This is a genomic window from Xylanimonas sp. McL0601 (genome assembly GCF_049852175.1).
GTDB lineage: Bacteria > Actinomycetota > Actinomycetes > Actinomycetales > Cellulomonadaceae > Xylanimonas.
The window spans coordinates 167,222-188,214 of sequence record NZ_CP187527.1 but is presented as its reverse complement, the minus strand read 5'-3'; the positions used below and the strand labels follow the sequence as shown (position 1 = coordinate 188,214).

Here is a 20,993-nt window from a genome sequence, read left to right as displayed (position 1 = left end):
TCGATCCCGGCCAGCTCGACACGTCGTCAGCGCGCCGCGTCACCCCGGAACCGGCGATAGCTGTAGACCAGCAGCCCGAGGGCGATCAGCCCCGATCCGATCAGGCTCGACCCCGTGCCCCAGCCGCCCGGGAGCCACCACCGCTCCTCGAGCGGCCACCAGTCGGGCGCGGGCGGGCCGAGCCCCCAGATCACGCCGAGCGCGATCAGCCCCAATGCCAGGACAAGGCTCAACGCCACGCTTCGCCAGTCCCGCACGCCTGCTTGCGCCAGCTCGAAGGCCTTGGCCCGCACGGGCTCGACGCGGCGTTCCGCCCATTCGTACTCCTGGGACAGCACCACCAGCCCGCCCGCGAGCAGCAGCAGTCCCGGTCCTGGAAGAACGAGTGCCGCGACGCCCAGCACGACGAGCGTCCAGCCGAGCACGAGGCCGCCCAGACGGCGGGTCATGCGAGCGGCCTCGCGGTCCCGCGCCCGCGCTGGGCCGGCACTCTCGGGGCGATCATCGGTCCAGCCTGCTGGTGGCGCGGTCCGCAGGCAATCGCTGTCTCCGACGTCGGTGACCGGGGTCGCCGGAGCCGGGGCTAGGAGCCGAGGCTAGGAGCCGACGGCGAGGGTCACGCAGCAGCGGCCGGGCGCGGGCTCCAGCCGGGCGCTGACGGTTCCAGGAGCGATGCCCTCGACCACCCCGGTGACCAGCGCGTGGTTCATGCCGCACACCAGATCCCGCTGCGCCTCGGCGAGCGCCAGGAACGGGCAGTTGGCCAGCACGGCGCTCGCGCCGTCGCGCCGCGGCTCGTAGCCGTGCTCGGCGAGCGTCCGGACGGCGAGGTCCAGGGCCGCCGTCGGGGTGGCCGGTCGGCCGTCGCCGGCCGTCGCCGCCTCGCCCAGCGTGGCGCCGTGCTCCGCGGCTCTGCGGTGCAGCGCCTCCCCCACGGTCACGCCCGTGCTCGTGGCCTCGGCGACCGCTGCAGCCACCAGCCGACCGGCGTACGTCGTCGCGTTGTGGCTCGCGGGCATCATCGTCAACCTGCTCACGCTGGGCGAGTACTACGACGTCGCGCTGCGCGACTTCGGCCTGCTGGTCGGGGCGCTGGCGCTGGCGCGGCTGGCGCAGGCGTACCACGAGGCCGCCGCAGGCGAGCCGGGCATCGGACCCGGCCTGTAGCCGCGGGCGATCAGGCGCGGGCAGTGAAAAGCCCGCGGGTCGGAGCGTTGGCTCCTGCCGCGCTGGACGAGGGCGCGGCACCCGCGGGCTCCGGTGGTCGCGTAGGTACTCGCCACCTTGTCCCGGTCGCCGTCGGCCCTGACGGGTGCCGGCGGCGGGAAGATCAGGACGCGCTAGCGCGCGACCACCTCATCGGTCCGAAGAGACTTCATCTGCTCGGATCACCTCCCTTCTGATGTATCGGCGACGCTACGCCCGGCCCGTGGGGAGGTCTACGGAATTACACCCAGGGCGAACCTCGGCCGCCCTCACGCCACCAGGTGCTGCCACTGGTCCGGGTAGTCGTCGAACCACGCGGCGAACGAGCGCGCCGGGCGTCCCACCAGCCGCTCGACGTCGGCCGAGACGTGCTCCATCGCGCCCTCGGCGATCGCCGTGTACGAGGTGACCCACCCCTCCACGACCTCAGGTCCGACGCCGTACCCCGCGCGCGCGGCGTAGGCCTGCTCCACCGACTCGGCCTCGTAACGGATCGGCCGGCCGGTCAGCTCGGTGAGCGTCGCGGCCGCCTCCGCCAGCGTGATCGCCTCCGGGCCGGTCAGCTCATAGGTGCGCGCGTCGTGCGCGTGCGGGCGCTCGTCGAGCAGGACGGCCGTGGCGACGTCGGCGACGTCGTCGTGCGAGACCGACGCGACGCGACCCTCAGCCGCCGGGCCGCGGATGACGCCGTCGGCGCCGACGAACACGGTCAGCGCGTGGTGGTACAGGTTGTCGCGCAGGAAGGTCCAGCGCAGACCCGACGCGCGCAGGTGCTGCTCGGTGTACCAGTGGTCGCGCGCGAAGGTGAAGACGGAGTCCGGGGCGGCGCCGACGAACGACGTGTACACGACACGCTCGACCCCGGCCGCGACCGCCGCGTCGATCGCGGACACGTGCGCGGCCACCCGGTCGCCCCCCTCCTGGGCGCTGACCAGGAACAGCACGCGGACGCCGTCGAGCGCGCGGCGCATGCCCTCGCCGTCGGAGTACGACGCGACGACGGCGACCTCCGAGTCGGGCAGCGCGGCGCCGTCCGGGAGTCGTGGGGCGCGCGCTCGGTCCCTGACGATCAGGCGCTGCTGGGCAGCCTCCGCGGCGAGGCGCAGCGCGAGGCGGGCGCCGAGCCTGCCGCTCGCGCCCGTCACTGCCACGACGTCGTCGGCCCGGCGAGTCATGACCTCACCGTAGGACGGTGCTCGACGCGCCGCGCGGCCTCCCGGTCGATGGACGTGGGGGAAGATGCTGACATGAACGTGTCCTTCCGTGTGATGACGGTGTGCACCGGCAACATCTGCCGGTCCCCCATGGCCGAGATCCTGCTGCGCGAGGCATTCGCCGCCGAGGGCCTGGACCAGGACGTGGTCGTGGACTCCTCGGGCGTCAGCGCCGAGGAGGAGGGCAACCCCATGGACGCGCGCGCGCGGACCGTGATGGCCGCCCACGGGTACCCCGCTGGTGACGGTCACCGGGCGCACCGCGTCACCTCGGACGAGGTGGCTCGGCGCGACCTGCTGCTGCCGATGACGGCGCACCACGCGCGGGCGCTGCGCCGGCTTGCCCCCACGGACGGCGACGCGGGCCCCGAGATCCGCATGTTCCGCTCGTTCGACCCCGAGGCGTCCGAGCTGCGGGCCGGCGAGGGTGAGCACGTGCTTGACGTCGAAGACCCCTGGTACGGGGGCATGGAGGACTTCGAGGTCTGCCTGCGCGAGCTCGAGGCGGCGACGCCGGGGATCGTGGCGTACGTGCGTGAGCGGCTCGGGGTGCACGCGGCGGCCTGACCGGGGGCATCACCCCGCCGGTGCGTCTGCAAGGATGCCGCGCATGGCCTACACCGTGCGACGTGTCCGTTCCGACGAGTGGCAGGCCGTCCGGGCGATCCGGCTCGAGTCCTTGCAGGACCCGGACGCGCACCTGGCCTTCCTCGACACCTTCGAGGACGCGTCCGCGCGTCCTGACCTGTTCTGGCAGGAGCGCGCCGCGAACGCCGCGACCGGCGGCGCCGTCGCGCACTACGTCGTGGTGGACGACGACGGGCGCTGGGTCGGCACGGCCACCGGGCTGCTGGAGGAGCCGGGCTCCGCCGACTTCGAGGGACGGCCCGTCGAGCAGCGTCAGGTCCACGTGGTCGGCGTGTGGCTGAACCCCGGGCACCGCGGCCGCGGGCTGATCCAGCGGGCGATCGACGCCGTCGTCGAGTGGGCCCGCGAGCAGGGGGCCGAGCGCGCCCGCCTGTACGTGCACGCCGACAACGCGCGGGCGCGCGCGGCCTACCTCAAGGATGGTTTCGTGCCGTCGGGTGAGGCGTTCGAGGGCTCGATCGGCCGCGAGGAGGAGCTGGCGCGACCCGTCAGCTGAGCAGCCGGCGCCACCAGGGGTCGCGTGCGGACGACGGTGGCGGGGGCGGGGCGACGTAGCCCCGGAACCAGCGGGCCGTCTCGCGCCACACCTCCGCGCGGACCTCGGGGGCCGACAACGTCACGTCGTGCAGGGCGCCTTCGATCCGCACGAGCGTGACCACCGAGCCCAGGTTGGGGACGCGCCGGGCCACGCCCGGGACGTCGAGCACCGAGTCCGTGCGCATCATGTCGTCGTGCCAGCGCACCGGCGTCGTCGAGCGGGCCGAGAGCAGCACGAGGATCGGCACGTCGATGTGCAGGCCGTTCGCCACGCGCTCGTGGCCTTGGAACACGGCGGCGAGCCACGCCGGGGTGGCCCGCCAGCCGACGTCGGGCCGCCACGCCGGGCTGTAGTCCCACTCGCCGTCGTAACGGTTCGAGATGGAGCGCACGTAGAAGCCCTGGTCGACGTTGACGAGATGGCTGCGCGGTGCGACAGCGGCCTGGGCGCGGACCGGACCCTCGAGCACGCGGCGGCCCAGGTAGCGGGTCTGGAACTCGAGCCAGGGGCTGTTGAGCACGAGGCCGTCGGCGCGGCCGGGGTGGCGGTCGGTCCACAGGGCGAGAGTGAGGCCGCCGGTGGAGTGGCCCATGAGCAGCAGCCTGCGCTTCTGCTTGTCAGGTCCAGGGAGCGCTGCGGCGCCGTCTGGCGCTGACAGGTCGGCGGGGAGCGCGACATGGCCCATGATCGCCAGCGCCTCGTCCAGCTCCTCGTCGTAGAGGGACAGGTCGTGCGTGTAGCCCGGCGTCTGGTGCGGGCGCAGGCTGCGGCCGTATTTCCGCAGGTCCAGGGCGTGGAAGCGGACGCCCAGACCCTCCCAGAAGTCGGCGAGGTGCGCCTGGAAGAAGTAGTCGATCCAGCCGTGGACGTAGAGGAGGTCGACGCCGGCGTCCCTCGCCGCCGGCGTACCGTCGGCGGGCCGGGCGCGGCGCACCAGCGTCGCGACGACCTCGCCCTCGTCGTCGGGCGCGAGCGGCAGCGTGAGCCGCTCGAAGCCCGGCAGGACGTCGGGCTCCCAGCCTCCGGGTGCGTCGCTCACCCTTCGCAAGGTAGCAACGCGCAGGTCAGAGCGTGCGGAAAGTGTCCGGCGTCGTGACGTAGGTGACCGGGATAACACGCCCGGCGGCCGCGAGCACGCCCGGCAGCCACGCGGCGACGGCGCGCATGCCCGCTTGCTCGCTGGGCACGTGGCCGATGGCGATCAGGCCCTTGCTGACGCCGGCGGCGACGGCGTCGACGGCGTACTCCCCCGTCTCCCACTCGTGCAGCTCGCCGACGACGGCGACGTCCACGTCGGCGCGGCGCAGCAGGGCGCGGTTGCGGCCGAAGCCGCGGAAGCCGAGGTCGAGGCCCACCCGTGTGACGACGGCGTCCGGGTCGCCGATGAAGCGCAGAGCCGTGGCGTCGAGCGTGGCGGCGACGTGGCGGGCCAGGTCGCGGAGGGTCGTCGGCTCGATGGTGGCGACGCTGATGCCGGTGGCCGCCTCCGTGGCGTCGAGCGTCCAGCCGAGCTCTGCGGCGGTGGCGGCGTCGATGCCGTCCGGGCGCTGGTCGTGCCACTGGTCGTGGAGGTGCCAGACGACGAAGCCCGCCTTCTGTACAAACGCTCTCTTGGCGACGTACACGGGGTCGGCCTCGGTCTCGAGGTCGCCGCGGGCGTTGTCTGCGTGGTCGAAGTAGAGCGGCTCGTGCGTGATCACCAGGTTCGCGCCGGCGTCGGCGGCACGGCGCAGGACGTCCAGCGAGGCCATCGTCGTGACGGCGATCCCGGTGACCTCGGTGGCTGGGTCGCCGTCGAGGAACGCGTCGACCGTCGTGGGGCGGGGCGCGGCAGGGGTGGCGGAGCGGATGGCGGCGACGACGTCGGCGGCGGTGGTCACGGTGACCACCGTAGAGCCCGCGGGTCCACGCTAGCGGGGCGCGTTCAGTGCCGCGGGTCGGGGATCGCCGCCAGGAACAGCGGCCAGGACGTCGACGTGTGCGCGAGCTCGACGAGGAACGGGCGGTCCAGGTGCAGCGTGACGGTGGGCTCCGCGGGGGCGCCGGACCCCGTCGCGCCGAGCTCGGTGACGGCCGCGGCGCGCGTGCCCTCCTCGTCGACCTGGAGCACGGCCTGCTGCACGGCCTGTCCGAGGAAGAGGCGGTTCCCGTCGACGTCGGTGCCCATCCCGGTGAGGTCGGCGGCGTCCGGGTCGAGGACCGAGGGTGCACCGAGCGCCCCGATCGTCTCGCGGAGGTCGAGCCCCTCGGACTTGACATCGAGCGTCGGCAGCCAGAGCTCGACCCGCTGGTTCTCCGCGCCGGCGAGCGCCTCGTCGAGCGCGGCGAGCAGCTCGGGCGTCGCGTAGGCGGGGTCGGTGCCCGACGGCGGGAGCACGAGGTCGGCGTGCAGCTGCCCGCCGACGTACGGCAGGCGGAGCGCCCGCCATCCGTCGACCTCGGCGAACGCCGCCGTCACGCCGTTGGCCATGGTCTGGGTGTCGACCTGCGTGCCGTCGGCCAGGGTGAACGGCCGGTCCGAGGTGGCGTACTCGGCGAACGGGGTCTCCCAGCGGGCGGCGAGGACGATCGCGTCCTGCAGCACCAGCCGCAGGTCGGGGCCCGGCCGGATCGCCGATTTCTCGGCGAGACCGCCCGAGTGGTACCTGACCCAGTCGTCGAGCGCCGACTTCCCGGCGCCCGACCCGAGATCGACGTGCTGCACCCCGACGCCGTAGCCGTCGGCCAGGGCGCCCAGGTACTCGGCGGACGGCCGGAGCTGGTCGTCCACCGCGACCTGGGTGGCCAGGTGCACCATGGGCTGGGCCGGAAGCGTCTTGGCCCGGACGACGCCGGGGTCGCCGTCGTACCTCAGCAGCACCCCGCGCAGGGCGGCGACGGCGTCGCGCCGCCCCTTGCCGGACGCACCCAGCACCTGCTCGAGCTCCGTGAGCGTGCTGGCGCGCGCGCCGTCGGCCAGCATCGACAGCGCGACAGTGACGCTCGAAGGGGAGACGACGGCGTTGGCGTCACCGGGCGCGTCCTGCAGCATCGTGGTGCCGATGCGGCGGGTCGCGTCGACGACGGCGGGCAGGGCATCGGCGTCGGAGACCGCGACCTGGCGGGCGTGGATGTCGGGGGCGATCTCGAGCCCGCGGGCCGGGTCGGGGGCGCCGCACCCGCTCAGCAGCAGGCCGACGCCGGCGACCGCCACGGGGACGATCAGGGCGGCGCGCGAGGGGCGACCGTGCGACCTCATGGCGTCACTGTGACGTCGCGTCCAGGCGCCGTCCAGCACCGGCGCGCAACGGTCTGGCAACGATCGGGCGACATGCCGCGGCCCGCCCGGCCGCGTCCTCGGCGAAGATGGCCCCATGAAGGTCTCGCGTCGCTCCCACGTCCCGGCCTTTGCGGTCATGGAGATCCTCGCCGCAGCCAACCAGCGGCGGGCCCTGGGGCGCGACGTGCTCAACCTCTGCGCGGGCGAGCCGTCCACGGGTGCGTCCGACGTCGTGCGCGAGCGTGCGATCGAGCTGCTGCGGACCGGCGACCTCGGGTACACCGAGGCGCTCGGCGTGCCGCCGCTGCGCGCGGAGATCGCCGGGCACTACCGGCGCTGGTACGACGTCGAGGTGGATCCGGCGCACATCGCCGTGACCACTGGCTCGAGCGGCGGGTTCGTGCTCGCGTTCCTTGCCGCGTTCGACGTCGGCGACCGCGTCGCGCTCGCCCGTCCCGGCTACCCGGCATACAAGAACATCCTCACGGCGCTCGGGTGCGAGGTCGTCGAGCTCGACTGCGGACCCGACACGCGCTACCAGCCCACGGTGTCGCAGCTCATGGGCGCCTACTACGACGGCGGGCTGGACGGCGTCGTCGTGGCCAGCCCCGCCAACCCCACCGGGACGATGATCGCGCCGGCCGAGCTGGACGCCGTCGCACGGTGGTGCGGCGAGCACGAGGTACGGCTGATCAGCGACGAGATCTACCACGGCATCTCCTACGGAGGCGCTGTACAACAGGCGACCGCCGCGAAGTACGCCGACGAAGGTGCCGTCGTCGTGAACTCGTTCTCGAAGTACTGGGCGATGACCGGGTGGCGGCTCGGGTGGCTGGTGCTGCCCGAGGAGCTCGTCGGGCCGGTCGACGCGCTCGCCGGGAACGTCGCCCTCTCCCCGCCCGCGCTGGCCCAGCACGCCGGCGTCGCGGCGTTCAGCCCCGAGGGGTACGCCGCCGCCGCGGCGAACGTCGAGCGGTACGCGACGTCGCGCGCGGCCCTCCTCGAGCGCGCGCACGAGCTCGGCTGGGACCCCGTCGCCCCGGCCGACGGGGCGTTCTACCTCTACGGGAACATCGCGTCGACCGGGCTCGACTCGGTGACCTACTGCGCCCGGCTGCTCGAGGAGGCGGACGTCGCGATCACCCCCGGCACGGACTTCGACGCGGTCGCGGGCCACGAGTGGGTCCGGCTGTCGTTCGCGGCGTCCCCGGAGACGGTCGCGCGCGCGGCGGACCGCATTGCGGCCTGGCACCGCACGCTCTGACCCGCGACAAGTCGCCGGGAGGGGTGCGCTCGCGGACCATGAAGGCGATGAGCGTGCGACTCGTGACCTTCAACGTCCAGCACGGGCAGCTGCCCGACGGCCGCGTCGACCCCGCCTTCCTCGGGCAAGCCGTCGCCGGGCTCGGCGCCGACGTCGTCGCGGTGCAGGAGGTCGACCGCGCGCAGGTGCGGTCCGGCGGCGTCGACCTGGCGCACGTGGTCGCCGAGGCCGTCGGCGCGCGCGAGCACCGGTACCTTCCCGCCGTCGCCGGGACGATGGAGCCACGGCGTGCCACCGCAGGCTCCGTGGGCACCGACGACCCCGCGGCGGCGCTCGCGCCGCTGGTCGACGCACGGGGACGCGCCCGCGTGGGGGCCGCCGTGAGCGTGCTGCGCTCCCCTGCCGGACGGTCGGCGATCGGCGCGTACGTCGGCACCTGGCGCTCGCGTCGGCGCGCCCGTGGTGACGAGCACGACGACGTCCCCGGCTACGGCATCGCCCTGATCTCGCGCCTGCCCGTCCGCGAGTGGCGGCGCCTGCGCCTCCCGATCGGCTCGCCGTGGCTCTTCGGGCGCCTCCAGCTCGGCAAGGACGAACCACGCGTCGCGATCGTCGCCGTCGTCGAGACCCCCGACGGACCGTTGACCGTGGTGGCAACGCACCTCTCCTCGTGGCGCCGCTGGAGCCGGCGGCAGCTGCGCTGGCTGGTACGGCGCCTGAGCGCGGCGCCGCGCCCGCTCGTGCTGCTCGGCGACCTCAACATCCGGGCCGACGAGCCCGCAGCCATCACCGGGTGGCGCGAGCTCGTCCACGTGCCGACGTACCCGCGCGAGAGACCGAAGCTGCGCCTCGACCACGTCCTCGTGGACGACGGCGCGGAGACGGGCGGCGATGCGACGCTCGTCCATGTGACGGGCCCGGCCCACGCCCTCGATCTGGGCATCAGCGACCACCGTGCCGTCGTCGTCGACGTCTCGCTGCGGCCGCCGGGCCCTCCGGAACCACGGCCGGCCTGAAGAGATCCGTCGGCCAGAACGTGGGATGTTCCGCGTCCGACCGTGACGCGGGGGCGGGCGCGCACTAGTTTTCGCGGCTCGTGAGCACCCTGCAGATGCGCCTCGCGCGTGCCGCCGTCCTTGCCGCCTCGCTGCTGCCGCTCGCGGCGTGCGGTTCCAGCGACCCGTCCTCCTCGCCCGTCCTACCCAGTGACACGGCGACGCCGGTCGCGGGCTCGTTCCAGGGCATCGGCGCGTCGTCGCAGGAGAAGATCATGGCCGCGTGGACCGAGGGCTTCGCCGCGGAGCACCCGGGCGTGAAGGTCAAGTACGACGCGGCGGGCTCCGGCAAGGGCCGCGAGGAGTTCCTCGCGGGCCACTCGGCCTTCGGCGCATCGGACGTGCCGCTGACCGACGACGAGATGAGCGCGTCGGGCCAGGCGTGCGACGGCGGCAACGCCCTCGACCTGCCGGTGTACATCAGCCCGATCGTCGTCGCGTTCAACGTGCCCGGCATCACGACGCTCAACCTCTCCCCGTCGACGATCGCCCGCCTCTTCACCGGCGATATCGAGTCGTGGGACGACGACGCGATCGCCGCCGACAACCCCGGCGTCCCCCTGCCGGACCTCGCGGTCACCCCGGTGCACCGCCTCGACTCGTCGGGTACCACCGAGAACTTCACCGACTACCTGCACGCCACCGCGCCGGCCGACTGGGAGGCCGAGGCGAGCTCGAGCTGGCCGTGGGCCGAGGGCGCGTCCGCGGAGAGCACCGGCGGCGTCGTCGGTGTCGTGCACGACACAGCCGGCGCGGTCACCTACGCGGACGCCTCGCAGGCCGGCGATCTCGGTGCAGCGGCTATCCGCGTGGGCGACCAGTGGGTCCCGTCGAGCGCCGAGGGCGCGGCCGGCGCCGCGGGCCTCTCGCCGCGCAACCAGTCCCGTTACGAGGACGACCTCTCGTACCACCTCGACCGGACGACGACGAACCCGAACGCCTACCCGCTCGTCCTCGTCTCCTACCTCCTCGTGTGCTCGCGCTACGCCGACCAGGCCGAGGGCGTGTTCGTGAAGACGCTCGTGAGCTACATCGCGTCGGACGAGGGACAGGACGCGGGCTCCGCCGCGGCGGGCAGCGCACCGCTCACGCCGGCGCAGCGCGACTGGCTCCGCGCGGCCGCGAACCACATCTTCCTGGTGCCCGCGGCGTCCTGAGGGACTTACCGTCGGCCTCATGGACGTCCCAGGGGCCCGAAGCGGCCGAAGCGAGACCGCGGAGGAGCGGTCCGACCGCAACTGGAGCGAGCTGCTGCAGGAGCTGCGCGTCATGCAGACGGGCGTCCAGATCCTGACGGGCTTCCTGCTGACGCTGCCCTTCCAGCAGCGCTTCGAGGACCTCGTGCCCTATCAGCGCACCTGGTATCTGGTGCTCGTGGTGCTCTCGGCCCTCACGACGGGGCTCGCGATCGCGCCCGTCGCGATGCACCGGGCCCTGTTCAGGAAGCACCTCAAGGCGCGCCTCGTGACCGCTGCGGACCGCATGACGCGCGGTGCCCTGCTGCTCCTCGCCCTGGTGGTCACGGGCGTGGTGGGGCTCGTGTTCGACGTCGTCGTCCGCGCCGGTGCCGGCGTGGTCGCCGGCGCGATCACCTTCGTGGTGCTCGCCGGGCTGTGGGCGGTGTGGCCCGCCGTCGTGCGGGCACGGCCGGACGTGCAGTGAGATAGAGCGATCGGCGCTTCAGCAGGAGCGAATGGTCGTTGGCATGAGTTGTAGCCTCGCTATATGCCCACCGACCCTCGGCGCCTCGCGTTCCTGCTCGCCGTCCACCGGGCCGGGGGCGTGCTCGCCGCGGCCGACCTGCTGCACGTCACGCCGTCGGCCGTTTCGCAGCAGATCGCGCGTCTCGAGGCCGAGGAAGGCTGTGCCGTGCTCGACCGCGGCCCGCGTGGCGTGACCCTGACGCCGGCCGGACGCGTGCTGGCCGAGGCGGCCGAGCACATCGAGGCCGAGCTGGTCGAAGCCCGGCAGGCGATCGCGGCACTCGGCGACGGTGTGGCCGGGCGCGTCGCGATCGGTGCGTTCCAGACGGCGATCCGCGCCGTCGTCGCGCCCGCCCTGTCACCGCTCGCGGAGCGCTTCCCCGGCGTCCAGCTCGACATCCGGGAGGCCGAGCCCGCCGAGTCGGTGCGCAAGCTCCGCGCGGGCGACCTCGACGTCGTGGTGCTCGAGCGCGACTCGGAGATGAACAACCCCGCGCCCAAGGGCTCGCAGGACGTGCCGCTCCTCGACGAGCCGTGGCGTCTGGTGATCCCCGCCGGGACGGCCGCGCCCGAGCAGGTCAGGGACCTCGCGCGGCTCACGTTCGTGGCGTCCGAGACCGGCACCGCCGCCGACCGCGCGCTGCAACGCCTCGCGCGCTCGCTGGGCACCACCATCGCGACGTGCCACTCGACGTACGACTTCGACACGACGCTCGCGCTCGTCGCCGCAGGTCAGGGCGTCGCGCTGCTGCCCGCGCTCGCCCTGGAGGGCGGCGCGTACAGCGAGAGCCTCCGCATCGTCCGGCTCGCCGGGCTCGGCGAGCGGCAGCTGTTCGTGCGGCACCGGTCGTCGCGCCACGAGCCGGGGCCCGCCGTGCGCGCCGTCGTCGGGGTCATGTCCGAGGTGGCGGCGCGCCTCGAGCTCGCCTGACCGGCGTTTCGGGGACGGCCTCCGGCTGAGTAGGATCGGCAGAGCAGAACGCGCAAGAACGCCGATCGAATCGCGACAGGAGAGCTCGCCGGACGGTCCTCAGGGCCTGGCCGGCGGCGCCGAAGGAGCAAACCCTCCCCGGGAATCTCTCAGGCCCCCGTACCGTCGTGACGAGGCAACTCTGGAAAGCGGTCTACCCCGGCGCCCCGGCGCTCGTGGCAGGCCCACCGACGGTGCAAGCCGACGCTCCCCGACCGACCCTGGTGGAGTGGCGGCAAAACTCTCAGGTCCGATGACAGAGCGGGGAGGGACGCAGCAGTCCCCCGACGCCTCACGACCGGAGCGCCCCGTGACCAGCCATTCCCCCAGCATCTCCCCCGCGACCCCCGCGACCGCACCCGTCGCTGGGACCGCCACGGCCGCCTCCCCGGGCGTGGACCCCGACCTGTTCGCCGACCGGCACGTCGGCCCGGGCTCCGACGGGAGCGCGCAGGTGCGCGCGATGCTCGACGTCCTCGGCTACCCGTCGCTCGACGCCCTGGTCGACGCCGCCGTGCCCGCGACGATCCGCACGCAGCGGCCGCTCGACCTGCCCGCGGCCCGCACCGAGCCGGAGGTGCTGGCCCAGCTGCGCGGGCTCGCCGCGAAGAACCAGGTCAAGCGCCAGATGATCGGCCTCGGCTACTACGGCACGCACACCCCCGCGGTGATCCGCCGCAACGTGCTGGAGTCCCCCGCCTGGTACACCGCCTACACGCCGTACCAGCCGGAGATCAGCCAGGGCCGTCTCGAGGCGCTCCTCAACTTCCAGCAGGTGGTCGAGGACCTCACGGGTCTCCAGGTGGCCGGGGCGTCGCTGCTCGACGAGGCCACCGCCGTCGCCGAGGCCGTCGCGCTCATGTGGCGCGCGTCGAAGGCCACCACGGGCTTCGTGGTGCTCGACGCCGAGCTCTTCCCGCAGACGCTCGCCGTCACCGAGGGCCGCGCCGAGGCGATCGGCCTGCCCGTCGTGGTCACCGGGCTCGACGGCGGTCTGGCTGCCGGGCTCGAGGCCTTCACGGAAGCGGGCGGCACGCTGCCCGACGCCGACCTGGTCGGCGTCGTCGTGGCGCAGACCGGGGCGTCGGGCCGGGTCCTCGACGCGCGGGATGTCGTCGCCGAGGCGAAGGAGCGCCGCGCGCTGGTCACGATGGCGACCGACCCGCTCGCGCTGACGCTCCTGGTCTCCCCCGGCGAGCTCGGCGCCGACGTCGCCGTCGGCTCCGCCCAGCGGTTCGGCGTCCCGCTCTTCTACGGCGGCCCGCACGCCGCGTACATCGCCGTCCGCAAGGGCCTCGAGCGGCAGCTTCCGGGCCGTCTCGTCGGCGTCTCGGTCGACGCCGACGGCGCCACCGCCTACCGTCTCGCCCTCTCGACCCGCGAGCAGCACATCCGCCGCGAGAAGGCGACGAGCAACATCTGCACCGCCCAGGCCCTTCTGGCGATCGTCGCGTCGATGTACGCCGTCTACCACGGCCCCGAGGGCCTGAAGGCGATCGCGGACCGAGTCCACCACCGCGCATCCTCCCTGGCCACCGCCCTGCAGACCGCCGGCTTCACGGTCGACCACGCCCACTTCTTCGACACGGTGAGCGTCACGGTCCCGGGCCGGGCCACGTCAGTCGTGACCGCCGCAGCAGCCGCGGGGTACAACCTGTACAACCCGAACGACAACCACGTACAGATCGCCTGCGACGAGACGACGACGCCGGAAGACCTCGAAGCGATCCTGAACGTCTTCGCGACCGCAGCGAACGCAGGAGACGCCGACACGGTGCACGAGGCGGGGAGGACGGAGACCGCGCGCGCGGCAGTCAAACCCGAAGTGGAGGGCCCCCTGGGGCCCGTGAACGCTGCCGCGCGCGCGGTCTCCGTCCTCACCGTCGCCCTCAGCCGCACCACGCCGTACCTGCAGCACCCGATCTTCCACAAGCACCACTCCGAGACGTCGATGCTGCGCTACCTCCGCGCGCTGAGCGACAAGGACCTCGCGCTCGACCGCACGATGATCCCGCTCGGCTCCTGCACCATGAAGCTCAACGCGACCGCGGAGATGGAGGCCATCAGCTGGCCGGAGTTCGCCGACCTGCACCCGTACGTCCCGGCTGACCAGGCGCAGGGCTACGCCGAGCTCATCTCGACGCTCGAGTCCCAGCTCGCCGAGATCACGGGCTACGCGGCCGTCTCCGTCCAGCCGAACGCCGGCTCGCAGGGCGAGCTCGCGGGCCTGCTGGCGATCAAGGGCTACCACCGGTCCCGCGGGGACGACGCCCGCGACGTCGTGCTCATCCCGGCGTCGGCCCACGGCACCAACGCCGCCTCGGCCGCGCTGGCAGGGCTGCGCGTCGTCGTCGTGGCCACCGCCGAGGACGGCGAGATCCAGCCCGGCGACCTGCACGCCAAGCTGGCGGACCACGGCGATCGCGTGGCCGCGATCATGATCACGTACCCGTCGACGCACGGCGTCTACGAGGAGCACGTCCGCGAGGTCTGCGACTCGGTACATGCCGCTGGTGGCCAGGTGTACATCGACGGTGCGAACCTCAACGCACTGGTCGGGCTGGCGCGCCCGGCCGAGCTGGGCGGCGACGTCTCGCACCTGAACCTCCACAAGACGTTCTGCATCCCACACGGCGGCGGCGGCCCCGGTGTCGGCCCTGTCGCGGTGGCTGCACACCTGGTGCCGTTCCTCCCGGGTGACCCGACGCCGTCGGCGGACACCACGGGCACCGCGGTCGCGCCCGTGAGCGCCGCGCCGCACGGGTCGGCCGGCATCCTGCCGATCTCCTACGCGTACGTCGCCCTCATGGGCCCCGACGGTCTCACCCACGCGACCAAGACCGCCGTCCTGACCGCGAACTACGTGGCGGAGCGGCTCGCCCCGCACTTCCCCACGCTGTACACCGGCCCGAACGGCCTGGTCGCGCACGAGTGCATCCTCGACCTGCGACCTCTCACCGCCGCGACCGGGGTCACCGCGGAGGATGTGGCCAAGCGCCTCATGGACTACGGCTTCCACGCCCCGACGCTCGCGTTCCCGGTGCCGGGCACGCTGATGGTCGAGCCGACGGAGTCCGAGGACCTCGCGGAGCTCGACCGGTTCGTCGACGCGATGGTCGCGATCCGGGGCGAGATCGACGCCGTCGGCGCAGGCACCTGGCCGGCCGACGACAACCCGCTCCGCAACGCCCCGCACACGGCGGCCTCGGTCACGGCGGACGAGTGGACGCACGCCTACGGCCGCGAGCTGGCCGCGTTCCCGACGCCGTCGCTCCGGGCGGGCAAGTACTGGCCCCCGGTCCGCCGGATCGACGCGGCCCGCGGCGACCGGACGCTGATCTGCAGCTGCCCTCCGGTCGAGTCCTACGCCTGACCCCCACCACCGATGGAGAGATTCCTGATGGCCGAGAAGGTCACGCCCCTCGACGGGGAGCACCGCGCGCTGGGCGCCGCCATGACCGGGTTCGGAGGGTGGCTGATGCCGCTGCGGTACACCTCCGACCTCGCCGAGCACCGCGCGGTGCGCGCGGCCGCCGGGCTCTTCGACCTGTCCCACATGGGGGAGATCCACCTCGAGGGCCCCGGCGCCGCCGCCGCGCTCGACCACGCGCTCGTCGGCAGCGCCCCGGCCATCGCCGTCGGGCGCGCGAAGTACTCGATGATCTGCGCCGAGGACGGTTCCGTGCTCGACGACCTCATCGTGTACCGGCTCGCCGACGAGCATTTCCTCGTGGTCGCGAACGCGGGCAACGCCCCGCTCGTGGCCGGCGAGCTGGCTGCGCGCGCCGAGGGCTTCGACGTCGTCGTGACGGACAGGTCCGAGGCGACGGCGCTGCTCGCGGTCCAGGGCCCGCGCGCCGAGCAGATCGTCGCGTCGCTCATCGCGCCCGGAGACGTCGAGCCGGTCCGGTCGCTGCCGTACTACGCGGCCACGCCCGTGACGCTGCAGGTGGGCGAGGGAGTAGCGGGCCTCGTGGCCCGCACCGGGTACACCGGCGAGGACGGCTTCGAGCTGTTCGTCGACTCCGCCGACGCCGTCGCGCTGTGGCGTGCCGTCCTCGCGGCCGGCGCCGAGCACGGCCTCGTGCCGGCGGGGCTCGCGGCCCGCGACTCGCTGCGGCTCGAGGCCGGCATGCCGCTCTACGGCCACGAGCTCGACACCACGACGACCCCGTACGAGGCCGGGCTCGGCCGCGTCGTGCGCGTCGACAAGGTGGACGCAGCGGGGGAGCGGGTCGAGTTCGTCGGCCGCACGGCGCTCGCCGCGCGCAAGGTCTCGCCGCCCGCTCGCGTGCTCGTCGGGCTGCGCGGCGAGGGCCGCCGCTCGGCGCGGGCCGGGTACGACGTCGTCACGCGCAGCGGGGCGAAGGTGGGCACCGTGACCTCCGCAGCGCCGTCGCCGACGCTCGGCTGCCCGATCGCGATGGCGTACGTGACGCCGGAGCTCTCGGGCGAGGGCACCGAGCTCGCGGTGGACGTGCGGGGGCGCGCGGAGCCCTTCGTCGTCGTGCCGCTGCCGTTCTACCGCCGTCCGACGGCATAGTCCCCGTACCCTCGACCCCAGCGTCCCCCGCGCTCCAGCGCTACCGACCAGCCCCCATAGGAGAGGCCATGGCCAGCTACCCCGAGCACCTGCAGTACTCGCGCGAGCACGAGTGGGTCGACGCGTCGTCGCCCGCCGTCGTCGGCATCACGTCCCTGGCGGCGGACGCCCTCGGCGACGTCGTCTACCTGGAGCTGCCCGAGGTGGGCGCAGAGATCGCGGCCGGCGCCGTCGTCGGGGAGATCGAGTCCACGAAGTCGGTCTCGGAGCTGTACTCGCCCGTGACCGGCACCGTCGTCGAGGTGAACCAGGCAGCGATCGACGACCCGGGCGTCGTCAACGCCGACCCGTTCGGGGCGGGCTGGCTCTTCAAGGTCGAGGTCACCGAGCGGGGCGAGCTGCTCGACGCCGCCGCCTACGCGGAGCTCGCCGGCTGACGCCGAAGCTTTCACCCGCTCCTCACCCACGAGGAGCGGGTGAAGGCAAGCCCGCAGTGGATGAAACGCCGGTGCATCTGCGCAGGTCAGAGCCCACCGTGCTACATCGCACAAAAATTATCCGTGTTCCGCGTCATGATCCGCTCTTCCACCGCTCTCATCTGACAGCAGCACATCGCAGGTTGGTCACCCCCGAGGCCCGCCGGCTGCATCTGGAGGAGCACATGAGCATCATCGAGCTGGAGCGCACCGCGCCCGTCTACACGGCGAACCCGCTGACGCGACGTGAGCAGGTCGTCCTTTCCAACCTGACCGAGGACATCACCCTCGAACAGATCGCGACCAAGCTGTTCGTCACACGGAACACCGTGAAGTCGCAGGTGCGCAGCGTCTACCGCAAGATCGGCGTCTCGACGCGCGCCGACGCGGTCGCGTGGGCTCGCCACGCCGGCATCAACGCCGCTTGAGCGCGACCCGCAGTGCTGCTGTTCCCACTCACCGTCAGACGCCCGGCGCTCAACCAGAAGAGTGCCGGGCGTCCGTTTGTCCGGGGCGCGTCACCGCAGCGTCGCGGGGACGTCATCGACGCGTCATGCAGCGATGACAGACTCGGTGCATGACGCCCCACCCAGCTCCGAACCTGGCGGCGGGTCTCGCGGCTACCCCCGCGTCGGCCACGCTCGGATCCGAGGCCGATGCTGAGATTCCCGTCGGCGCCCGTCGGCTCGTGGTTGCCGCGGTGATCGTCGACGACGTCGACGCGCCGTCCGAGCTCCTGGCCGCGCGCCGCTCCCGCCCGGTCGAGCTCGCGGGACGCTGGGAGTTCCCGGGCGGCAAGGTGGACGCAGGAGAGACGCCCGTCGAGGCGCTGCACCGCGAGCTGCGCGAAGAGCTGGGCGTCGTCGTCGACCTGGGAGCGGAGCTGACCGGGCCCGACGACGGAGCCTGGATCATCACCGAACGGCACGTCATGCGCCTGTGGTTCGCGCGCGTGACCGGGGGGGTCCCCGCGCCGCTCGTCGAGCACGACTACCTGCGGTGGCTCGACGCTGCTTCTCTGTACTCGGTCGACTGGCTCGACGGCGACGTGCGGATCGTCGCGGCGCTGGACTCGATGCTGGCCCGGTAGTCCGCGGGGCTCAGCCGGCGACGGTGACGGTTTGGTGCTCGGCGTCCGCGCGCGCGTCGTCCGTCAGGTCCGCCTCGAGGGAAGACTCGTCGCCCGGGCGCGTGCCGGCGGTAGCCCCCGTGGCGTCCTTCCCGTGGCGTCGCTCCACCGCCTCCTGCCGGACCTGGCCCGCGGCCGCGAGGCTCACCACCATCGCGAGCGTGATGAGGAGCAGGGCGTGCCGGGTGCCCCAGGCGTCCGCGAGGAGGCCCAGGACGGGCGGCGCCGAGAGCGATGCGATCGACCCGAAGGACCCGACGACGGACACACGCGCGGCAGCCTTGGACGGGTCGTCGGCGGCGGCCGCCGTGCCGACCGGGTAGGCCATGGCGGCGCCGGCGCCCCACAGCACGATGCCGACCCAGGCGAACGGAAGACTGGGCCCGAGCCCGAACGCGAGCAGGCCGAGCAGCGCGGACACGCCCGACACGCGCAGCACGGCCACACGCCCGAACCTGTCGATCAGCCCGGCCCCGAGCAGGCGCACGGTGAGCATCGAGACGACGAACGTGCCGTAGGCCATCGCGCCGACGGCCTCGCGCGTCGCGAACCCGTCGACCACGGCGAGGTTGAGCCAGTTCGCGGCGGCGCCCTCCGACATCGTGGCGGCCAGCAGCACCAGGCCGATGAGCAGCGTGCGCGGCTCGGCCCAGGCCCGCAGTGCGCTGCCGGCGTCGGTGCGGCGCCGCCGCGGTGCACGACGGCGGCCGGCGTCGTCGTGCCGGGCGGACTCGTCCCCGGGCGCGGAGGCCTTGGTTGCCGAGCGCCCGGACGTGTGCAACGGCTCGTCCTGAAGCTCCGTGCCGGGCGCGATGAGGACGGAACGACCCGCGGCGACGAGCGCCGCGACGCCGACGATGTGCCAGACCACGTGCACGTGCAGGGTCGACGTCGTCGCGGCGACCGCGCTGCCGACGAGGGCGCCGACGGAGAACGCCGCGTGCACGTGGGGGAGCACGGCCCGGCCGAGCAGCTTCTCGACGCGCGCGGCCTCGAGGTTGATGGGCACGTTGGTGGCGGGGCCGACCAGGCCGTTGAGCAGGACGCCGAGGGTGAAGACCTCGACCGACCCGAGCGCGGTGCCGACCCCGACCAGCGCGAAGCCGACGAGGTTGCCCAGCATGCCGATCCGGAGGGTCACCGCACTGCCGTACCGCACGATGACGGGGCCGATCACGGTGACGCCGATCAGCGAGCCGACCGCGCCTGCCACGAGGACCGCGCCCAGGCTCCCGGCCGAGATGTCGAGGCTCTCGCGGATCGAGGGCAGCCGACCCATCCAGCTCGTCTGCATGATGCCGAACAGGCCGAACATGGCGATGAGCGCCCAGCGGACGCGCTGGAGCTGCGCCTTCGTGGACGGCGGGGCAGGAGGCATCGAGAAGCGCATGACTGGACCTGACGGCACGAGCGGACCGAGCGCTCGGGGTCGAGGCTCGACGGGGAGGTGCGCGACCGCCCCGGAGGGCGCTGCCGCGATCGAAACGATTCTATGGGCGCCGGCGCGGGCTTCTCCAGCACTTTTCGCCCGACGTCGGCCATCTCACGTTCCGACGGCGCCGAGCGCTCCCTCAGCAGGGGCCGCTACGTTGTGGGCATGAGTGAGTTCCAGGTTGCCAAGCGGGTCAAGCAGGAGCCGACGGCGGCCGTCGCCGCGCGTGTGCTGCTGTCGTTCGTGCTGTTCCTCGGCGGCCTGGTGCTGCTCGGCGCGGGCGCGTCGGACAGCGGCCCGGTGCCGTGGCTGTGGTGGTCGCTCGGTCTGCTCGCCGTCGCGCTGGCGTTCGGGCTGCCGATGCGGGGCGCCTCGGAGCGCTGAGGCGCTCCACCCCTCGCCAAGGCCCGCGGGGCTCGGTGCCCTACGAGCGCCGCGCACCGACCGGGGCGTCCGAGGCAAGGCCCGCGGCGCCGCCGTCGGGCAGCCCCACGGATGCCGCGTCCGGCCGTTCGCGCCGGACGAGACCGACCCCGTCGATGAGGTCGAGCGCCGGCCGGTGCTTGTTGAACGTGTAGACGTGCAGGCCGGGAGCCCCGGCGTCGAGGACCGCCTGCGCGAGCTCCACGGAGCGCGCGACGCCGTAGGCGTGCTGCGCCTCCGCGTCGTCGAGCGCGTCGAGCGCCTCCAGGAGGCCTGACGGCGCGGCGACGCCCGTGAGCTCCTCGACGCGACGCAGGCGGCGCGGCTCCGTCGCCGGGAGCAGCCCCGCGAGGATGGGGATCGTGACGCCCGCGGCGCGGGCGTCCGAGACGAACTCGATGTACGACGACGCCTCGTAGAACAGCTGGGTGATCGCGAAGCTCGCGCCGGCGTCCTGCTTCTCCAGGAGGCGCTGCACCTCCTGAGCCCGCGTGGTGCCCGCGCCGGGGTTGCCGTTCGGGAACGTCGCGACGGCGACCGACAGCGGGTGCGCAGCGCCGCGCAGCGCCGAGCTGGGGTCGGCGGCGGCGCGCGACGCCTCGACCTCGCGCAGCAGGCGGACGAGCTCGATGCTCGAGTGCACGCCGTCCGCGGGCGGTCGCCAGTCCGGCTGGTCCTTCGGCGGGTCGCCCCGCAGCGCGAGGAAGGCCCGGACGCCGGCCTCGAGGAAGTCGCCGATGACCTCGGAGACGTCCTCGCGCGACGCTCCGACGCAGGTCAGGTGGGCGACGGGGAGAACGGGCGTGCCGGCGAGCAGGGTCGAGACGACCCGGTGCGCCGTCGCGCGGTCGCCGCCGCCCGCGCCGTAGGTCACGGAGACGAAGTCGGGGTGGACCGCGACGAGGCGGCGCGCCGTCTCCCAGAAGTTGGGCGCAGCGTCGGGGCGCCGCGGGGGCATGAGCTCGAACGACACCGTCGGACGGTGGACGGCTCGCCTCTCGGCGGCGGGGGTGCCGGTGTGCGGCGGGTGTGCCTCGTCGACCACGGTCGCTCCTCGAACCACTCGAACCTGGCGTGATCACACCCCAGGAGACTGAACGCTTCGCCGTGCAGTCCGAGACTCGCACAGCACC

22 protein-coding genes and 1 riboswitch are annotated in these 20,993 nt (G+C 73.6%); of the genes, 14 read left to right on the top strand and 8 right to left on the bottom strand.

What is annotated here, in order from left to right; genetic code table 11:
- Positions 1-26: 26 nt before the first annotated feature.
- Together ACO4JP_RS00860 and ACO4JP_RS00855 are read right to left on the bottom strand one after the other, a co-directional pair.
- On the bottom strand, positions 27-449 hold the full coding sequence (locus ACO4JP_RS00860) for a PGPGW domain-containing protein (protein WP_425955520.1): 423 nt from the start codon (positions 447-449) through the stop codon (positions 27-29).
- Positions 450-596: 147 nt separating this feature from the next.
- On the bottom strand, positions 597-941 hold the full coding sequence (locus ACO4JP_RS00855; protein ID WP_425955519.1) for a hypothetical protein: 345 nt from the start codon (positions 939-941) through the stop codon (positions 597-599).
- Positions 942-945: 4 nt separating this feature from the next.
- On the opposite strand from ACO4JP_RS00855, the gene ACO4JP_RS00850 reads away from it, so the two are divergent.
- A complete protein-coding gene (locus ACO4JP_RS00850; protein ID WP_425955518.1) occupies positions 946-1,167 on the top strand; it encodes a hypothetical protein in 222 nt (73 codons plus the stop codon).
- A gap of 308 nt (positions 1,168-1,475) precedes the next feature.
- On the opposite strand, the gene ACO4JP_RS00845 is transcribed toward ACO4JP_RS00850, so the two are convergent.
- Positions 1,476-2,381, bottom strand: coding sequence for an SDR family oxidoreductase (locus ACO4JP_RS00845; RefSeq protein WP_425955517.1), 906 nt, complete (start codon positions 2,379-2,381; stop codon positions 1,476-1,478).
- 72 nt (positions 2,382-2,453) lie between these two features.
- Here ACO4JP_RS00845 and ACO4JP_RS00840 point away from each other — a divergent pair, with 72 nt between their 5' ends.
- Together ACO4JP_RS00840 and ACO4JP_RS00835 are read left to right on the top strand one after the other, a co-directional pair.
- Positions 2,454-2,987, top strand: a complete 534-nt coding sequence (locus ACO4JP_RS00840) for a low molecular weight protein-tyrosine-phosphatase (protein ID WP_425955516.1) — start codon at positions 2,454-2,456, stop codon at positions 2,985-2,987.
- Between the two features lie 43 nt (positions 2,988-3,030).
- The gene (locus ACO4JP_RS00835; RefSeq protein ID WP_425955515.1) at positions 3,031-3,564 is read left to right on the top strand and encodes a GNAT family N-acetyltransferase; all 534 of its coding nucleotides are present in this window, start codon (positions 3,031-3,033) and stop codon (positions 3,562-3,564) included.
- Here ACO4JP_RS00835 and ACO4JP_RS00830 read toward each other — a convergent pair.
- From ACO4JP_RS00830 to ACO4JP_RS00820, 3 genes are read right to left on the bottom strand one after another with little or no spacing between them, the layout of a single operon-like run.
- Complete coding sequence (locus ACO4JP_RS00830) at positions 3,557-4,645, bottom strand: alpha/beta hydrolase (protein WP_425955514.1); 1,089 nt, start codon at positions 4,643-4,645, stop codon at positions 3,557-3,559. The two genes, ACO4JP_RS00835 and ACO4JP_RS00830, sit on opposite strands and share 8 nt — an antisense overlap.
- A gap of 25 nt (positions 4,646-4,670) precedes the next feature.
- Complete coding sequence (locus ACO4JP_RS00825) at positions 4,671-5,486, bottom strand: Nif3-like dinuclear metal center hexameric protein (protein ID WP_425955513.1); 816 nt, start codon at positions 5,484-5,486, stop codon at positions 4,671-4,673.
- A gap of 44 nt (positions 5,487-5,530) precedes the next feature.
- The gene (locus tag ACO4JP_RS00820) at positions 5,531-6,844 is read right to left on the bottom strand and encodes a serpin family protein (protein ID WP_425955512.1); all 1,314 of its coding nucleotides are present in this window, start codon (positions 6,842-6,844) and stop codon (positions 5,531-5,533) included.
- Between the two features lie 115 nt (positions 6,845-6,959).
- On the opposite strand from ACO4JP_RS00820, the gene ACO4JP_RS00815 reads away from it, so the two are divergent.
- The 10 genes from ACO4JP_RS00815 to ACO4JP_RS00770 all read left to right on the top strand — a co-directional run bounded on the left by ACO4JP_RS00815 (position 6,960) and on the right by ACO4JP_RS00770 (position 17,966).
- Positions 6,960-8,129 carry an aminotransferase class I/II-fold pyridoxal phosphate-dependent enzyme gene (locus ACO4JP_RS00815; RefSeq protein WP_425955511.1) on the top strand — a complete coding sequence of 390 codons (1,170 nt, stop codon included), beginning with the start codon at positions 6,960-6,962 and terminating at the stop codon, positions 8,127-8,129.
- Positions 8,130-8,176: 47 nt separating this feature from the next.
- Positions 8,177-9,145 (top strand): endonuclease/exonuclease/phosphatase family protein, encoded by a 969-nt coding sequence (locus ACO4JP_RS00810; protein ID WP_425955510.1) that lies wholly within the window; start codon positions 8,177-8,179, stop codon positions 9,143-9,145.
- Between the two features lie 80 nt (positions 9,146-9,225).
- Positions 9,226-10,341, top strand: coding sequence for a phosphate ABC transporter substrate-binding protein PstS (locus tag ACO4JP_RS00805; RefSeq protein ID WP_425955509.1), 1,116 nt, complete (start codon positions 9,226-9,228; stop codon positions 10,339-10,341).
- 19 nt (positions 10,342-10,360) lie between these two features.
- Positions 10,361-10,846, top strand: coding sequence for a DUF6328 family protein (locus tag ACO4JP_RS00800; RefSeq protein ID WP_425955508.1), 486 nt, complete (start codon positions 10,361-10,363; stop codon positions 10,844-10,846).
- A gap of 63 nt (positions 10,847-10,909) precedes the next feature.
- Complete coding sequence (locus tag ACO4JP_RS00795; RefSeq protein WP_425955507.1) at positions 10,910-11,818, top strand: LysR family transcriptional regulator; 909 nt, start codon at positions 10,910-10,912, stop codon at positions 11,816-11,818.
- A 66-nt stretch (positions 11,819-11,884) separates the two neighbouring features.
- Positions 11,885-11,993, top strand: a riboswitch (glycine riboswitch).
- 174 nt (positions 11,994-12,167) lie between these two features.
- Positions 12,168-15,230, top strand: a complete 3,063-nt coding sequence (gcvP, locus tag ACO4JP_RS00790) for an aminomethyl-transferring glycine dehydrogenase (RefSeq protein WP_425955506.1) — start codon at positions 12,168-12,170, stop codon at positions 15,228-15,230.
- 12 nt (positions 15,231-15,242) lie between these two features.
- Positions 15,243-16,400 carry a glycine cleavage system aminomethyltransferase GcvT gene (gene gcvT / locus ACO4JP_RS00785; protein WP_425955505.1) on the top strand — a complete coding sequence of 386 codons (1,158 nt, stop codon included), beginning with the start codon at positions 15,243-15,245 and terminating at the stop codon, positions 16,398-16,400.
- Positions 16,401-16,468: 68 nt separating this feature from the next.
- On the top strand, positions 16,469-16,837 hold the full coding sequence (gene gcvH, locus ACO4JP_RS00780; RefSeq protein WP_425955504.1) for a glycine cleavage system protein GcvH: 369 nt from the start codon (positions 16,469-16,471) through the stop codon (positions 16,835-16,837).
- Between the two features lie 224 nt (positions 16,838-17,061).
- A complete protein-coding gene (locus ACO4JP_RS00775) occupies positions 17,062-17,304 on the top strand; it encodes a LuxR C-terminal-related transcriptional regulator (protein WP_425957025.1) in 243 nt (80 codons plus the stop codon).
- A 149-nt stretch (positions 17,305-17,453) separates the two neighbouring features.
- Positions 17,454-17,966 (top strand): (deoxy)nucleoside triphosphate pyrophosphohydrolase, encoded by a 513-nt coding sequence (locus ACO4JP_RS00770; RefSeq protein WP_425955503.1) that lies wholly within the window; start codon positions 17,454-17,456, stop codon positions 17,964-17,966.
- 10 nt (positions 17,967-17,976) lie between these two features.
- Here ACO4JP_RS00770 and ACO4JP_RS00765 read toward each other — a convergent pair whose 3' ends face one another.
- Entirely contained in the window at positions 17,977-19,383 is a 1,407-nt protein-coding gene (locus ACO4JP_RS00765; protein WP_425955502.1) for an MFS transporter, read from the bottom strand.
- Positions 19,384-19,602: 219 nt separating this feature from the next.
- On the opposite strand from ACO4JP_RS00765, the gene ACO4JP_RS00760 reads away from it, so the two are divergent.
- Complete coding sequence (locus tag ACO4JP_RS00760) at positions 19,603-19,821, top strand: hypothetical protein (protein WP_425955501.1); 219 nt, start codon at positions 19,603-19,605, stop codon at positions 19,819-19,821.
- A 40-nt stretch (positions 19,822-19,861) separates the two neighbouring features.
- On the opposite strand, the gene ACO4JP_RS00755 is transcribed toward ACO4JP_RS00760, so the two are convergent.
- The gene (locus tag ACO4JP_RS00755; protein WP_425955500.1) at positions 19,862-20,905 is read right to left on the bottom strand and encodes a methylenetetrahydrofolate reductase; all 1,044 of its coding nucleotides are present in this window, start codon (positions 20,903-20,905) and stop codon (positions 19,862-19,864) included.
- Positions 20,906-20,993 lie beyond the last annotated feature (88 nt).